The following is a 14,851-nucleotide window of genomic DNA, read 5'->3' as shown; positions in this document are numbered from 1 at the left end:
GCCAACCGGACTGTCAGTATGGGTAGGTGGAGCTACCCCTGATGCCGCCGCTTGCCCCGATGCTCGCGAAGGCTGCGGCCACTGTGCCGCCTCAGCCCGAGTCCGGTGACCCGACGTGGTCGTACGAGCCGAAATGGGACGGATTTCGAGCAATCATCTTTCGTGACGGTGACGAAGTGGTGCTCGGATCGCGAGGAGGAAAGGACCTGGCGCGGTACTTTCCCGAAGCGGTGGAAGCTGTCAAGTCTGAATTGCCCGAAAAATGTGTCGTGGACGGAGAACTGGTGGTTCCCCGTGAGATCGACGGTGTGACGCGTCTGAGTTGGGAAGCGCTCTCCGAGCGGATTCATCCCGCCGCGAGCCGCGTCGCATTGTTGTCGGAACAGACGCCAGCGCAATTTGTCGGGTTCGATTTACTGGCGCTCGGCGATCGCGACGTCTCGATCGAGGACTTCGGGGTCCGACGTGCGCTGCTCCTCGATTGCATCGGTGGCGGGCCGAGTTGCCACGTCACGGCAGCGACGGCAGACAGCGCCGAAGCAATGGCCTGGTTCGAAACCTTCGAAGGCGCGGGTCTCGACGGGGTTGTCGCCAAGAAGCTGGCGGGACCGTACCTGCCGAACAAGCGCGAGATGATCAAGGTGAAACACGCCAGGACCGCGGATGTCGTACTGCTGGGCTACCGTCCCCACAAGAGTCAGCCAGGTATCGGGTCGATGCTTCTTGGTCTGTACGACGGTTCCGAATTGAAGATGGTCGGTGGCGCTTCTGCTTTCACCGCGGCGCGGCGGATCGAGTTGTTGGCCGAACTCGAACCTTTGCGCCTCGGGGACGACGTTGTAGCCGAGGGAGAGGCCAGCCGGTGGAGATCGGCCGCAGACCGCTCCTGGATTCCGCTTCGTCCTGAGCGGGTGCTCGAAGTGGCGTACGACCAGATGGAAGGGGAACGCTTTCGGCACGCTGCACGATTCCTGCGCTGGCGTCCGGACAGGGTGCCCGACGAATGCACATTCGATCAGTTGGAGGTTCCGGTGCGATACGACTTCGCGGATGTTCTTGCAGGCGGTAAGTGATGGCGAGCCCGGCAGAGGAACTGGACGTCGACGGGATCGCGGTCCGATTGTCGAGCCCGGACAAGATCTACTATCCGCAGTTGGGTGAGGACGGCGGAACCAAACGGCATCTTGTCGAGTACTACCGAACGGTGGCGCTGCAGGGTGCAGCGTTGCGGGCGCTCCAAGATCGGCCAACTCATCTTCAGCGATTCCCCGACGGCATCGAGGGCGAAGAGGTTTACCAGAAGCGGCTGCCGGCAAAGCGGCCCGAGCACGTCGAATCCTGCGAGGTCACGTTCCCGTCGGGTCGCAAGGCTGACGTCCTTCGAGTGCGAAGTGCTGCGAACATCGTGTGGGCCGCCAATCTCGGGACTGTCACGTTTCATCCCTGGGCCGTGCGGTGCCCGGACACCGACCACCCGGACGAACTGCGCATCGATCTCGATCCGCAACCGGGGACCGGGTTCGACGAGGCCGTTGCCATCGCGGACGAGGTCCTTCGCCCTCTGCTCGCCGAGTTGGGATTGGAAGGATTTCCCAAGACGTCCGGTGGCCGAGGCCTTCACGTCTACATCCCGCTCGAGGCGCGCTGGGATTTTGTCGAGGTCCGCCACGCGGGTATCGCCCTCGCCCGTGAAGTCGAACGTCGTAGTGCCGATCGCGCCACCACGGCGTGGTGGAAGGAAGAGCGGGGTGAACGGATCTTCATCGACTTCAATCAGAATGCCCGTGACCGGACGATCGCGGCGGCGTATTCCGCTCGTAAGACGCCGATCGCAACTGTGTCGACGCCGGTGACCTGGGACGAACTGCGCGACGTGCATCCAGACGACTGCACCATCGCCACGGTTCCCGGCTTGCTCGCCGATCGTGGTGATCCGATGGAAGCCATGCACGACAAGGCCTTTGCCCTCGATGTTCTGTTGGAGATGTGGGAGAAGGATCTGGCGGCAGGACTGGGCGATCTGCCGTACCCGCCGAACTATCCCAAAATGCCCGGTGAACCCAAACGTGTTCAACCGAGCAAGGACCGCGATCGGAAGAACAAAGACGGGTAGCGTCAGAGGCGGACATATCGGGTAATTCGATCAGACGTCGAATGTACGGTCACGTCGAATGCACTGTGGGGGTTGGATATGGATCGCCGGAAAATGCGAGCAGCAAGCTTAGCGGCGGGTGGCGTGATTCTTGCCGCCTTCGGATTGTCACTCGGTAGCGGAACAGCGTCGGCCGCGACGTTGGATTGTTCGGCGCGCGGCCAAGATCAGACGATCGTCGACGGGTCATCCGCATGCCGAGCGGTGGCAGATCCCTCCAGTTACGCGATTTCACACGTGGAGGGCGATGGCGTCGGCGTCGCCGATTCGCGAGACGGTGGCCGGTCGGCGGGCGTCGGACTCTTCGGCGGCGTTGCTGCAGCGGAGTCGCGCGGTGGGCTGCTTGCCGCCGTCGCGTACGGCCCGGGTTCGCTCGCACTCGGTCGCACCGACTCCTCACCATTTGCCGTCGTGCTCAGTGGGCCTGGTGGCAGAGCGGCAGTGGGTGACGCGGACGTCGGGGCGATCTGCTCAGGTGGTCCCACCCTTGTTTTCAATATCGCCACAGGTCAGGGATGTTTCAGCGACGGCACTTCGACGTGGGTCACCCCGTGAGGGCACCCCGGCCCTGAGCCTCTTGCGTGACAGTGGTCACAATGGTGTCAAGCTCCTGCCACCGATCGGGTGACCGGGCAACTTGATCAGCGGGGATCGGAGGACGCGATGACTCCCAGTGCACGACGGGGTTCGCTCGCCCGGGTGGAGGTGCCTTCGCGCACCGAGCTGTACGTGGACCGGCGATTCCTTCCCTTGGCCGACCGCTTTTTCGCGATGTATCGCCAACCGCAACAAGGCGGCGGCGCGCTGGTCGTGTACCTGGGCGGTGAGAAAGTGCTCGACATCTGGGCCGGCAATGCCGATCGTGATCGGCGCTGGGACCACGACACGGTGTCGCTGTCGTTCTCGACCGGCAAAGGCGTCGCCAGCACCGTCGTTCACCGACTCGCCGAACGTGGGTTGATCGACTACGACGCCCCGGTTGCTCGGTACTGGCCTGAATTCGCGGCGGCCGGCAAGGACAAGATCTCCGTCCGCGAACTGATGTCACATCGCGCGGGCCTTCACCGAGTTCGCGGCTTGATGCCGCATCCTCTCGACCTGATGGACTACGACGCGGTCGTTGCCGCCCTGGCTGCCGAGAAACCGGATCCGCGTCGGCTTCGAGGCCCCGGCTATCACGCTGTGACCTACGGCTGGTTGGTAGCCGAACTTGTGGCCAGGGTGTCCGGTCAGCCGTTCATCGACGTCGTACAAGCGGAGATAGCCAAGCCCCTCGGAGTCGACGAATTCTGGTACCGCGTACCCGAAACCGGGCGTCCACGGATCGCGAAGCTGTTCCCACATATCAACCCTGCCGGCTTGAACTGGGCCTTCGCGTCGACCGTGCTCTCACACGTCGGTCCGACTCGCGGACTCGCGGAGGCCGCGATGCCGGACGGTTTCGACGTCATGGTGCGCAACCCGGCTGTCCACGACGCCGTCATGCCGGGCTGGAACGGAGTGTTCAGCGCGCGTGCTCTCGCGAAGATGTACGGCGCCATCGCGAACGGCGGCGTGATCGACGGGAAGCGGTTCCTGAAGGAATCGACCATCGACCAGATGTCGACCATCCAGACTCGCGATCGGGATTACGTGCTGGCGGTGCGGCCCAACTGGACTCTCGGTTACCACCCGCCGATCATTGCCGCGCGGCGGCAGCCGCGGAATGCGATAGGCCACTACGGAGTCGGCGGTTCAGGCGCGTATGCGGACCTGTCCAGCGGACTCTCGCTCGGTTTCACCACCAACAGGTTGGGTAGTGCTGTGACAGCTCTCGGTGATCTTCGCCTTGCGAGGCTCGGCGCCGAGGCGCAGGAGTTGGTTCGTCGAATCTGACACGAAGGGAATGCCATGAGCAGCAACGTGTACCGGGTGACCGAGATCGTCGGCTCGTCCACCGAGAGCAGTGACGCGGCAATTCGCACCGCCATCGCCCGGGCGAACGAGACGGTGCGCAACCTCGAATGGTTCGAGGTGGTGGAAACTCGCGGTCACATCGAGAACGGCGCCGTGGCGCATTTCCAGGTCACGTTGAAGGTCGGCTTCCGGCTCGACGGCGACGAATCTTGAGTCGTCGTTCATGAGTGTTGATCTCAGGGCGGCCGTCGGGTTCATGGCGGGACATGCCAGAACTCTCGATCGGCATCGACTGAATTTGATTCTCGGACAGGGTGACCGGACCGCGGCATTGGCGGCTGTGGACAGTTATCGCAACCCGGACGGTGGGTACGGCTGGGGACTCGAACCGGATCTTCGCTCGGCATCGAGCCAACCTGGCGGCGCGCTGCACGCCTTCGAAGCCTTTGCCGACATCGGAACGCCGACGCCCAGAGCCATCGAGCTGTGCGACTGGTTGCAGACCAAGTCGCTGGCAGACGGCGGTTTGCCGTTCGCCTTCCCGATCGCCGACCCGGCCGGTTGTGCGCCCTTCTGGGTGGATGCGGATCCGTTGGCGCCGTCGTTGCAGATCACCAGCATCGTGTGTGCTGCAGCGGCTCGCGTTGCCGAATTCGACGAGGCCGTCGCCGAACATCCGTGGTTCGCCTCTGCCGTTCGATATTGCCTCGACGCGATCGACGGGGCGGATTCTCTCCATGCCCTCGAGCTGGCCTTTGCCTTGCAGTTTCTCGACGCGGTTCACCGGAACAGTCCCGAAGCGTCGTCGTTGGTGAGCACTCTTGGTTCGCGTATCCCGGCTGACGGCTTGGTTCACGTGGACGGGGGAGCCGAGGGCGAATTCATGCGGCCCCTCGATTTCTCACCGCTTCCCGGCGGCCCGACCCGCGCGTTGTTCGACGCATCAGTGATCGAGTCCGAACTGTCTGCGCTCGCTGCGCGACAACATGGCGACGGCGGTTGGGCGGTGGATTTCGACAGCTATTCACCCGCCGCGGCGTTGGAATGGCGAGGTCACGCCACCGTGCAGGCGGTGTGGCTGCTGAAGCGCAATGGGGTGATCTGAAAACGATTCTCGCGCCAAATTGGAACACGTTATAGTCTGGGAACCAGTTCGAGCTTCGTGTTTCAGGGATAGGGGAATGTCATGGCGTATGTGATCACGCAGCCGTGCTGCAACGACGCCTCGTGTGTTGACGTGTGTCCGGTCAATTGCATTCACCCGACACCGGACGAAGCTCCGTTCGCGACCACCGAAATGCTCTACATCGATCCCGACACCTGCATCGATTGTGGTGCGTGTGTGGACGAGTGCCCGGTCGAGGCGATCTTCCCGGACAACGAACTCGACGAGGACGACGCGCCGTACCTGCAGATGAACGCGTCGTACTTCGAGAAGCATCCGATGGGCCCGGATTGGCCCGAGCCGATCACGATGGCCAAGATCGATCCCGAACTGGGAACGCTGAAAGTGGCGATCATCGGCTCCGGCCCCGCCGCCTGCTATGCGGCGATGGAACTGACCGGCAAGCCTCGCGTCGAGGTCGACATGTTCGATCGGCTTCCCACTCCCTACGGATTGGTGCGCGCCGGAGTGGCGCCGGATCATCCCGGAACCAAAGGCGTCACCGATCAGTTCCGCGCCGTGGTCGCGAAGAAGACTGTGCGCTGTCACTTCAACGTCGAGGTGGGCACCCACATCTCGCACTCGGAACTCTTGGACCATCATCACGCAGTGATCTACGCGGTGGGCGCTGCCGGGGATCGCAAGCTCGAGATCCCGGGCGAGGATCTGCCGGGAAGTCACGCCGCCACCGAGTTCGTCGCCTGGTACAACGGCCACCCGGGATATGCCGATCGGACTTTCGATCTGTCCGGCGAGCGAGCGGTGATCGTCGGAAACGGCAACGTCGCACTCGACGTCGCACGCATCCTGGTGACCGACCCTGACCAGCTTGCGAAGACGGACCTCGCCGAGCATGCATTGGAAGCGCTGCGGAACAGCAAGATTCGTGAGGTGGTCATTCTCGGGCGTCGTGGGCCGGCGCAGGCCGCGTACACCAATCCCGAACTGTTGGCGCTCGGACAGATGGCGAACGTGGACGTAGTCGTCGACCCGATCGAAGCCGAACTCGACGAGGCCAGTCAGGCGTTCGTGGAAAGCGATGCCGCCGAGCCGTCCGTCCTGCTCAAGGTCAAGCAGGCGCAGGAATTTGCTTCGCGTACCGCAGATCCTTCTCGCAAGCGGATCGTTCTCCGGTTCCTCACCTCTCCCGTCGAGGTCCTCGGCGACGGTGCAGTCTCACAGGTGAGGATCGTGAAAAACGAATTGGTGGCAACGCCGACCGGTCAGCTCTCCGCCCGGCCTACCGAGACCGAGGAGACGATCGACACTTCACTGGTGCTTCGGTCGGTCGGATACCGCGGCACACCGATGGCCGACTTGCCCTTCGACGACGCTCGCGGCGTGATCCCCAACGAGAACGGCAGAGTAATCGACACCGAGACCGGCACGCCGATCCCGGGTGTCTACGTCGCGGGTTGGATCAAGCGCGGACCGACTGGCGTGATCGGCACCAACAAGTACTGCTCCGCCGAGACCGTGTCGATGATCTTCGACGACTTCGCTGGTGGGCGCCTCGCCACCCCGACCGAGGATGCCGACAAGTTGCAGGTTTTGTTGGCAGACCGGTCGCCGGATCAGGTGGACTATCAAGGTTGGCAGCGTATCGACAAGGCAGAACGCGCATCCGGTGCCGCAACCGGACGACCGCGAACCAAACTCATCTCCATCGAATCCATGTTGGCGGCTGCCCGCAGCGACGGATAGCAACGTTTGGGCGAACATCCGAATTGCTCGATTGCCGCTTTTGTGTGTTAATGACTATGGAAATGTGCGGTTTGCTCTCTTCGGCGTGCTCGGGTGTGTAGGTGTGCTCCGAGCGGGTGCGTCCGGATGGTGCATCGGCATCGGTACCAGGCGGGTATCGATGCCGGCCGCGCACGATCCACGTGAGTACGTGGTCAGTCGAGCGAAGGTAGTGACATGGGCAGCAAAAAGGGTCGTCGGACGTCACGGGTTGCCGTGGCAATCGTCGGAGCAGTGGCCGCCGGCCTCGCTCTGGCCGGACCCTCCGCGGCTGTTCCGCTCTTTCCCGGTGGACCCGACATTCCGTTGCCCGTCATTCCCGGCGTTCCGTACCTCGATCCGGCAATTCCGGTTCCGGGCATCCCGGGTACGCCGATCCAGGCGCCCATCGGCGTCCCCAACTTCTCCGCGCCGTCGCTCAACCCGTCCGCGGGTGAGACCGTCGGTATCGCGCAGCCGATCATCATTCGTTTCAACGAGGCAGTCGGCGACCGTGCCACGGCCGAGCGCGCGATTCGCGTGACCACCGATCCTCCGGTCGAGGGCAGCTTCTACTGGATCAACGACAGTCAGGTCCGTTGGAAGCCGGCACAGTTCTGGCCGGCGAACATCTCCGTGACCGTCGACGCCGGTGATTCGCACTCCACGTTCAACATCGGTGACGCACTCGTCACCGTCGCGGACGACAACACCAAGCAGGTCACGGTCACCCGCAACGGCGAGGTCGTGCGCACCATGCCGACGTCGTTCGGCAAGCCGGGCCACGAAACACCGAACGGCACGTACATCGTCGGCGAGCAGTTGCGCGACATGTACATGGATTCGTCCACGTACGGCGTTCCGATCGATTCTCCCGAGGGGTACCGCACCTACGTCGAGTACGCGACGCGAATTTCCTACAGTGGCATCTTCGTCCATGCAGCTCCGTGGTCGGTTGCGCAACAGGGTTTCACCAACGTCAGCCACGGCTGCCTCAATGTCAGCACCGAGGATGCCAAGTGGTTCTTCGAGAACGCTGGCAAGGGCGACCCGGTGATCGTGCAGAACACCGCAGGTGGAGTCCTCAGCGGCGCCGACGGATTGGGTGACTGGAACCGCTAGACATCGACGAGGAAGGCCCTGCGCGAGAAGTATTCGCGCAGGGCCTTTTTCGTGTCGCGTTCAGCTCGAGTGTCTTGTACGTTCACCATTCATTCGTTGCGGGCGGTCAGACTGCCTCAGTGAGATCGAGTCCGGAAAGAACGCTGCCCACTTCAGGCAAGCCAGGTCTGTGGGGCAGACCATGGCGTGATTACGCGCTGTTCGCGCTCTTGGTAGGTCCCAATCTCGCGTTGCTGATCTTGTTCACCTATCGCCCGCTGGTGGACAACATCCGACTTTCGTTCTTCGACTGGAACATTGCGGACCCGAAGGCGACGTTCATCGGGCTGAGCAATTACCGCGAGTGGTTCGGACGAAGCGACACCTGGCAGATCGTCACCAACACAGTGGTATTCACATTGGTCACAGTGGTGGGTTCGATGGTCATCGGTTTGGCGTTGGCCATGCTGCTCGATCGCAAGCTCGTCGGGCGAAACCTGGTCCGGTCGGCCATCTTCGCTCCGTTTGTCATCTCCGGTGCAGCGATCGGTGTCGCGTTTCAGTTCGTCTTCGACCCCAACTTCGGTCTGATCCAGGATCTCCTGCACCGCGTCGGACTCCAATCGCCCGACTTCTATCAGGACCCCCACTGGGCGCTGTTCATGGTGACGGTGACATACATGTGGAAGAACCTCGGCTACACGTTTGTCATCTATCTCGCTGCGCTGCAAGGAGTTCGGCAAGAGTTGAACGAAGCCGCCGAAATCGACGGTGCCAAGCCGTGGACCAAGTTCCGCCGGGTTCTCCTACCTCAGTTGCGCCCGACGACGTTCTTCCTCTCCATCACCGTCATGCTCAACTCGCTCCAGGTCTTCGACATCATCAACGTCATGACCCGTGGTGGCCCGCTGGGTACGGGGACGACGACGATGGTCTACCAGGTGTACAACGAGACGTTCCGAAACTTCCGGGCGGGCTACGGTGCGACGGTTGCCACCATCATGTTCCTGATCCTGCTGATCATCACCGTCTACCAGGTTCGTGCCATGGATCGGGGAGAAGAGAAATGACAGCGGTAGAGGAAAAGAAAAGCGCTGCTCCGACTTCCGTCGTTCGGCCCGGCCCGGACCGCAAGAACGTGGACCGGCGTGAGGTCGGGGTGAAGATCCTCGGCTATGCGGCAATGGTGATCGCGTTGGTCATCATCGTCCTGCCGCTCTACTGGATCGTGATGACCTCGTTCAAGGAGCGCCCGGAGATCTACACGCAGCCGGCAACGTGGTGGCCGTCGTCGCTGCATCCCGAAAACTATTCGGAAGCAACCACATCGGTCCCGTTCTGGATGTTCTTGCGGAACTCGATAGTGATCACGACGATTCTGTCGGCGGCGAAGTTCGTTCTGGGGACTCTCAGCGCCTATGGGCTTGTTTTCCTGCGCTTCCCGGGGAAGAACTTCGTCTTTCTCGGAATCATCGCCGCATTGATGGTTCCGAACCAGATCACCGTGATCTCGAACTACGCGCTCGTGGCAGAGTGGGGCTGGCGTAACACGTTCCAGGGCATCATAGTTCCGCTCGCGGGTGTAGCCTTCGGTACGTTCCTCATGCGCAACCACTTCCTCTCGATCCCTTCGGAGATCGTCGAGGCGGCGCGGATGGACGGAGCCGGCCACTGGCGGTTGCTCTGGCGCGTGGTGCTCCCCGTTTCCGGACCCACGATGGTGGCGTTCGGCATCATCACGGTGGTCAACGAATGGAACGAGTACCTGTGGCCGTTCCTCATGTCCGACGATTCCTCGGTAGCACCGCTGCCGATCGGATTGACCCAACTGCAGAACAACGACGGACTTACCAACTGGGGTCCGGTCATGGCAGGAACGGTGCTGACGATGCTACCGATCCTGGTGATTTTCCTTCTGCTGCAACGACACATGATCAAGGGCCTCACCTCCGGTGCGGTCAAGGGCTGACAGCTTTCCCGTCACATTTCTTTCTCGAGGAGCAGTAATGGCAAACATGAACAGGCGCGGATTCTTGAGCCTCGGCGGTGCAATCGCCGCCGGCGCCGCACTGACCGCGTGCGCGGGATCCGGCGGGTCGAGCGCTGATGCTGCGGGAACATCCGGTGCGTCGGGTGATTCCAACACCATCACCTTCTGGTCGAACCATCCGGGTAAGTCCACCGACGTGGAGAAGGAACTGATCAACCGCTTCCAGACCAAGTACCCGGACCTGAAGGTCAACTTGGTGGACGGCGGCAAGAACTACGAAGAGGTGGCACAGAAGTTCAACGCTGCCCTCTCCGGTGGAGATGTGCCCGATGTGGTTGTGCTGTCGGATGTCTGGTGGTTCAACTATGCACTGGCCGGGGCAATCGAGCCGCTCGACGGACTCTTCTCCGAGGTGGGGGTCGACTCGGCCGACTACGTCGATTCACTGCTCGCCGACTACCTGTTCCAGGGCAAGCACTATGCGCTTCCCTACGCGCGGTCGACGCCGTTGTTCTACTACAACAAGGCGGTCTGGTCGCAGGCAGGTCTTCCCGACCGTGGGCCGGCGACATGGCAGGAGTTCGACGAGTGGGGACCCGAGCTGCAGACGGTCGTGGGCAACGGCAAGTTGGCACACGGGTGGGGCAACGCGAAGGATTACCTCGGCTGGACCTACGAAGGCCCAATCTGGACGTTCGGCGGCTCGTACTCCGACCAGTGGAATCTGCAGCTCGACAACGAGAAGACCATTGCCGCAGGGCAGTTCCTCTCCAGCATGATTCACGACAAGAAGTACGCCGCGGTCTCCACTGACATCGCGAACGAATTCGGTACCGGCATTCTGGCGTCGACCATCGCGTCGACGGGCGATCTGTCCGGCATCAAGAAGACTGCCAACTTCGACTTCGGCACCGCTTTCCTCCCGGCAGTGGACGGAACTCCCGGTTGCCCCACCGGCGGTGCCGGGCTTGCCATCCCGTCCAAGATCTCCGATCAGCGTAAGAAGAACGCGCTCAAGTTCATCGACTTCATCACCAATGGTGAGAACACGGCGTACTTCTCGCAGAACGTCGGCTACATGCCGGTCCGCAAGTCGGCAACCTCGGAGCCGAGCATGAAGGCGTTCCTCGACGCGAACCCCAACTCCCGTACCGCTGTGGATCAGCTCTCGCGTACGCGCTCGCAGGACTACGCACGCGTGTTCGTCCCGGGTGGGGATCAGATCATCGGCACCGGACTCGAGCAGATCGCTCTCCAGAAGGCCGACGTCGCATCGACATTCGCCGGCGTTGCCACGCAGTTGCAGCAGATCATCGACCGGCAGATCACCCCCAAGCTGCCGAAGTAGTAGGAGAGAACACTCATGGCCAACGTGCAATTCGCGGGAGTCACGCACCGCTACGAAGGAACTGATCGACCGGCAGTCGACCGTCTCGACCTCGACATCGCCGACGGTGAGTTCCTGGTACTCGTAGGACCTTCCGGTTGCGGTAAGTCCACCAGCCTGCGAATGCTCGCCGGTCTCGAGTCCGCGTCGGACGGTCGGATCGAGATCGGCGGCACGGACGTCACGCACCTCGCTCCGCGAGCACGTGACGTCGCCATGGTGTTTCAGAGTTACGCGCTGTACCCGAACATGACCGTCGAGCAGAACATGGGCTTCGCGCTCCAGAATGCCGGAGTGGGAAAGACGGAGCGCCGGGAGCGGGTACTCGAGGCCGCGCGGATGCTCGAACTCGAACCCTTGCTCGGACGGAAACCGGCAAAGCTGTCGGGCGGGCAACGTCAGCGAGTTGCCATGGGTAGAGCCATCGTTCGCCATCCCAAGGTGTTCTGCATGGACGAACCACTCAGTAATCTGGACGCCAAACTGCGCGTCAGCACACGGTCGCAGATCGCCGCCCTACAGCGTCGACTCGGCACCACGACGGTCTACGTCACCCACGATCAGGTCGAGGCGATGACGATGGGGGACCGAGTGGCGGTGATGCTGGACGGTCGCTTGCAGCAGGTGGCGAAGCCGCGCGAACTCTACGACAACCCCGTCAACACCTTTGTGGCCGCCTTCATCGGATCGCCCGGCATGAACCTGATCGAAGCGCCGGTCGAGGGAACCGTCGCAGTGCTCGGTGATCTGCGGATTCCGCTGCCCACCGGGGCGTCTGAGCGGGAGCGGGTCGTCGTGGGAGTGCGCCCGGAATCGTGGGATCTGGTGGGAGCGTGGCGAAAGGGCTCGCTGGCCGTGGATGCCGATCTGCTCGAAGAGTTGGGAGCCGAATCGTTCGTCTATGCAAAGGGTGCCCCGGATTCGCAGTGGCAGAGCCGATCCGGTCGAATCGTCATTCGCGTCGACCGGAAGATGTCGGTGGCACCGGGGGAGTCGCTTCATCTGCTGCCCAAGGCCGGCGAGGTGTACTTCTTTTCCGCGGAGACCGGAGTACGTCTGTAGCGATACTGTGTGCGGCATGACCGTCGCACGTTCGCTGTTGCTGTTCGTACTCGCCGCGCTGCTCGAAATCGGGGGCGCGTGGTTGGTGTGGCAGGGAATTCGCGAGCACAAGGGATGGATCTGGGTGGGGCTCGGCGTCATCTCGCTCGGCCTCTACGGTCTGGTCGCCACCATGCAACCCGATGCGAACTTCGGGCGCATCCTCGCCGCGTACGGCGGGATCTTCGTCGCAGGTTCACTGCTGTGGGCGGTGGTGATGGACGGATTCCGCCCGGATCGTTTCGACATCGCCGGTGCGCTGATCTGTCTGGTCGGCGTCGGGGTGATCATGTACGCCCGGTAGGCCTTCGGCCCCGTGCGCGCTCAGGGAGTCCAGGGGGTCCCTAAGCGCGCACAGGGGCTTGCCCCTGCTACCAGATCTTCACACGCTTCTCCGGCTCCAAATACAGTGCGTCACCGGGCTTGACGTCGAACTCCTCGTGGAACGTGTCGAGGTTGCGGACGACGCCGTTGCACCGGAACTCCGGCGGCGAGTGCGGGTCGACGGCCAGACGGCGAAGCGCTTCGGCCTCACGGGCCTTCGTGCGCCATACCTGCGCCCACCCGAAGAACACGCGCTGCAAGCCGGTGAGTCCGTCGATGACCGGAGGTTCGGTACCTTCGGTCGCGATCTTGTACGCCGCGATCGCGATCGACAGCCCGCCGAGGTCGCCGATGTTCTCGCCGATCGTGAACTCGCCGTTGACGTGGTGGCCCGGCAGTTCCTTGGGCTCGAACTCGTTGTACTGCTCGATGAGAGCCTTTGTGCGCTTGCCGAATTCGCTGCGGTCCTCGTCGGTCCACCAGTCGACCATGTTGCCGTCGCCGTCGTACTTGGCGCCCTGATCGTCGAATCCGTGACCGATCTCGTGGCCGATGACGGCGCCGATGCCGCCGTAGTTGGCAGCGTCGTCGGCTGCCGCGTCGAAGAACGGCGGCTGGAGAATGGCTGCGGGGAAGACGATTTCGTTCATGCCCGGGTTGTAGTAGGCGTTGACGGTCTGCGGCGTCATGAACCACTCGTCACGGTCGACGGGGCCGCCCAGCTTGGCCAGGTCACGGTCGTACTCGGCGGCGTATCCGCGACGGTAGTTGCCCACCAGGTCGGTTGCCGAGATCTCGAGTCCGGCGTAGTCGCGCCACTTGTCGGGGTAACCGATCTTCGGGGTGAACTTCTCGAGCTTGGCCAATGCAGCCTCACGAGTCTGCGGGCTCATCCACTCGAGGTCGGAGATGTTGCGGCGGTACGCCTCCTGCAGGTTTGCGACCAGTTCCAGCATGCGGGTCTTCGCCTCTGCGGGGAAGTGTCGATCGACGTAGAGCTTGCCGACGGCCTCGCCGAGCAGATCCTGGACCAGGCTTACCCCGCGCTTCCAGCGCTCACGGTTCTCTTCGGTCCCGGACAGTGTGGTGCCGTAGAAAGCGAAGGTCTCGTCGACCAGGGCCGAATGCAGGTAAGGGGAGCGGGCATGAAGCACCTTCCACGCCGCCCATGCCTTCCAGTCGTCCAGTGACTCCGACGCCCAGAGTGCGGTGAAGGTGTGCAGGAATTCGGGCTGGCGGACCACGATCTCGGCGAACTTCTCCGAATCGGCGCCGAGACCGGACAGCCATGCCGCCCAGTCCAAACCGGGGTTCTGCTCGGTCAGTTCCTCGAAGCCCACCAGGTTGTAACTCAGATCTGCGTCACGACGCTTGACGACGTCCCAATGCCCGGCCGCGATCTTCTTCTCGAGCTCGAACACACGCTGGGCGTCGTAGCCGACGCCGGCGAGGGTGAACATCTTGTCGATGTGCGCGACGTACTTCTCGCGGATCTCCGCGTAGTTGTCCTCGCGGTAGTACGACTCGTCGGGGAGGCTGATTCCCGACTGGCTGAAGTGGATCAGGTACCGCTCGGAGTTCTTGGCATCGGTGTCGACGTAATGCGAGATGGCACCGCCGACGCCGACGCGCTGGTGGCGTCCGATCACGGTGGCCAGCGACGACCGGTCCGGCGCATCGGCGACGGCGTCGAGCTCGTCGTCGATGGGGCCGAGGCCTGCGGCCTCCACGGCGTCGGCGTCCATGAAGCTCGAGTACAGGTCGCCGATGCGCTGTGCATCGGTACCGGCGGCCGAGTTGGACTCCGCGGCTTCGGTGATGATGGTCTGTACGTCTTCTTCGGCCTTGTCGTAGAGCGTCCGGAAGGCCCCGTCGACTGCGCGGTCTGCCGGAATCTCGTATTCGGCGAGCCATTTTCCGTTGACGTGGACGAACAGATCGTCCTGCGCCCGTGTGTCGCCGTCGAGGTGGGTGAGGTCGATGCCTGAGCGATGAGCCGTGGTCATTTCTCCA

At 62.8% G+C, this 14,851-nt stretch carries 14 protein-coding genes; 13 read left to right on the top strand and 1 reads right to left on the bottom strand.

Features of this window, described 5'->3' with window-relative positions; translation table 11 throughout:
* Positions 1 to 26: 26 nt before the first annotated feature.
* The 13 genes from P0M12_RS06830 (at position 27) to P0M12_RS06770 (ending at position 12,818) form a co-directional block, all read left to right on the top strand.
* Entirely contained in the window at positions 27 to 1,073 is a 1,047-nt protein-coding gene (locus P0M12_RS06830; RefSeq protein ID WP_003940354.1) for an ATP-dependent DNA ligase, read from the top strand.
* Complete coding sequence (gene ligD / locus P0M12_RS06825; RefSeq protein WP_003940248.1) at positions 1,073 to 2,113, top strand: non-homologous end-joining DNA ligase; 1,041 nt, start codon at positions 1,073 to 1,075, stop codon at positions 2,111 to 2,113. The genes P0M12_RS06830 and ligD overlap by 1 nt, the downstream gene beginning before the upstream one ends.
* A 93-nt stretch (positions 2,114 to 2,206) precedes the next feature.
* Positions 2,207 to 2,707 carry a DUF6764 family protein gene (locus P0M12_RS06820; protein WP_050793957.1) on the top strand — a complete coding sequence of 167 codons (501 nt, stop codon included), beginning with the start codon at positions 2,207 to 2,209 and terminating at the stop codon, positions 2,705 to 2,707.
* A gap of 108 nt (positions 2,708 to 2,815) precedes the next feature.
* Entirely contained in the window at positions 2,816 to 4,027 is a 1,212-nt protein-coding gene (locus P0M12_RS06815; RefSeq protein ID WP_075835458.1) for a serine hydrolase domain-containing protein, read from the top strand.
* Positions 4,028 to 4,042: 15 nt separating this feature from the next.
* Positions 4,043 to 4,261 (top strand): dodecin, encoded by a 219-nt coding sequence (locus tag P0M12_RS06810; protein ID WP_003939815.1) that lies wholly within the window; start codon positions 4,043 to 4,045, stop codon positions 4,259 to 4,261.
* A gap of 10 nt (positions 4,262 to 4,271) precedes the next feature.
* Positions 4,272 to 5,153: a hypothetical protein gene (locus P0M12_RS06805; protein WP_058037703.1), complete on the top strand. Its 882-nt coding sequence runs from the start codon at positions 4,272 to 4,274 to the stop codon at positions 5,151 to 5,153.
* A gap of 81 nt (positions 5,154 to 5,234) precedes the next feature.
* Positions 5,235 to 6,917 carry an FAD-dependent oxidoreductase gene (locus P0M12_RS06800; protein ID WP_209920710.1) on the top strand — a complete coding sequence of 561 codons (1,683 nt, stop codon included), beginning with the start codon at positions 5,235 to 5,237 and terminating at the stop codon, positions 6,915 to 6,917.
* A 216-nt stretch (positions 6,918 to 7,133) separates the two neighbouring features.
* The gene (locus P0M12_RS06795) at positions 7,134 to 8,057 is read left to right on the top strand and encodes a L,D-transpeptidase (protein WP_064687686.1); all 924 of its coding nucleotides are present in this window, start codon (positions 7,134 to 7,136) and stop codon (positions 8,055 to 8,057) included.
* Positions 8,058 to 8,131: 74 nt separating this feature from the next.
* Positions 8,132 to 9,106: a sugar ABC transporter permease gene (locus P0M12_RS06790; RefSeq protein ID WP_003940557.1), complete on the top strand. Its 975-nt coding sequence runs from the start codon at positions 8,132 to 8,134 to the stop codon at positions 9,104 to 9,106.
* Entirely contained in the window at positions 9,103 to 10,005 is a 903-nt protein-coding gene (locus tag P0M12_RS06785) for a carbohydrate ABC transporter permease (protein ID WP_003939837.1), read from the top strand. Before P0M12_RS06790 ends, P0M12_RS06785 begins: the two co-directional genes overlap by 4 nt.
* Positions 10,006 to 10,042: 37 nt before the next feature.
* Positions 10,043 to 11,374, top strand: coding sequence for an ABC transporter substrate-binding protein (locus P0M12_RS06780; RefSeq protein ID WP_277377541.1), 1,332 nt, complete (start codon positions 10,043 to 10,045; stop codon positions 11,372 to 11,374).
* A 15-nt stretch (positions 11,375 to 11,389) separates the two neighbouring features.
* On the top strand, positions 11,390 to 12,475 hold the full coding sequence (gene ugpC, locus P0M12_RS06775; protein ID WP_007731405.1) for a sn-glycerol-3-phosphate ABC transporter ATP-binding protein UgpC: 1,086 nt from the start codon (positions 11,390 to 11,392) through the stop codon (positions 12,473 to 12,475).
* A gap of 16 nt (positions 12,476 to 12,491) precedes the next feature.
* On the top strand, positions 12,492 to 12,818 hold the full coding sequence (locus P0M12_RS06770; protein WP_003940244.1) for a YnfA family protein: 327 nt from the start codon (positions 12,492 to 12,494) through the stop codon (positions 12,816 to 12,818).
* Between the two features lie 67 nt (positions 12,819 to 12,885).
* Here the strand turns inward: P0M12_RS06770 and P0M12_RS06765 are convergent, their stop codons facing one another.
* Complete coding sequence (locus P0M12_RS06765; RefSeq protein WP_007731407.1) at positions 12,886 to 14,844, bottom strand: M13 family metallopeptidase; 1,959 nt, start codon at positions 14,842 to 14,844, stop codon at positions 12,886 to 12,888.
* Between the last annotated feature and the right edge of the window lie 7 nt (positions 14,845 to 14,851).

It is taken from the genome of Rhodococcus sp. RCBS9 (assembly GCF_029457415.1).
GTDB lineage: Bacteria > Actinomycetota > Actinomycetes > Mycobacteriales > Mycobacteriaceae > Rhodococcus_F > Rhodococcus_F qingshengii.
This window is presented reverse-complemented; position numbering and strand designations above follow the sequence as displayed.

Excerpts from the sequence above, each read along its gene's own strand:
- ugpC (WP_007731405.1), top strand. The coding sequence starts at position 11,390 with ATGGCCAACGTGCAATTCGCGGGAGTCACGCACCGCTACGAAGGAACT.
- ligD (WP_003940248.1), top strand. The coding sequence starts at position 1,073 with ATGGCGAGCCCGGCAGAGGAACTGGACGTCGACGGGATCGCGGTCCGA.
- P0M12_RS06800 (WP_209920710.1), top strand. The coding sequence starts at position 5,235 with ATGGCGTATGTGATCACGCAGCCGTGCTGCAACGACGCCTCGTGTGTT.
- P0M12_RS06805 (WP_058037703.1), top strand. The coding sequence starts at position 4,272 with ATGAGTGTTGATCTCAGGGCGGCCGTCGGGTTCATGGCGGGACATGCC.
- P0M12_RS06815 (WP_075835458.1), top strand. The coding sequence starts at position 2,816 with ATGACTCCCAGTGCACGACGGGGTTCGCTCGCCCGGGTGGAGGTGCCT.
- P0M12_RS06780 (WP_277377541.1), top strand. The coding sequence starts at position 10,043 with ATGGCAAACATGAACAGGCGCGGATTCTTGAGCCTCGGCGGTGCAATC.
- P0M12_RS06770 (WP_003940244.1), top strand. The coding sequence starts at position 12,492 with ATGACCGTCGCACGTTCGCTGTTGCTGTTCGTACTCGCCGCGCTGCTC.
- P0M12_RS06765 (WP_007731407.1), bottom strand. The coding sequence starts at position 14,844 with ATGACCACGGCTCATCGCTCAGGCATCGACCTCACCCACCTCGACGGC.
- P0M12_RS06820 (WP_050793957.1), top strand. The coding sequence starts at position 2,207 with ATGCGAGCAGCAAGCTTAGCGGCGGGTGGCGTGATTCTTGCCGCCTTC.
- P0M12_RS06795 (WP_064687686.1), top strand. The coding sequence starts at position 7,134 with ATGGGCAGCAAAAAGGGTCGTCGGACGTCACGGGTTGCCGTGGCAATC.
- P0M12_RS06810 (WP_003939815.1), top strand. The coding sequence starts at position 4,043 with ATGAGCAGCAACGTGTACCGGGTGACCGAGATCGTCGGCTCGTCCACC.
- P0M12_RS06785 (WP_003939837.1), top strand. The coding sequence starts at position 9,103 with ATGACAGCGGTAGAGGAAAAGAAAAGCGCTGCTCCGACTTCCGTCGTT.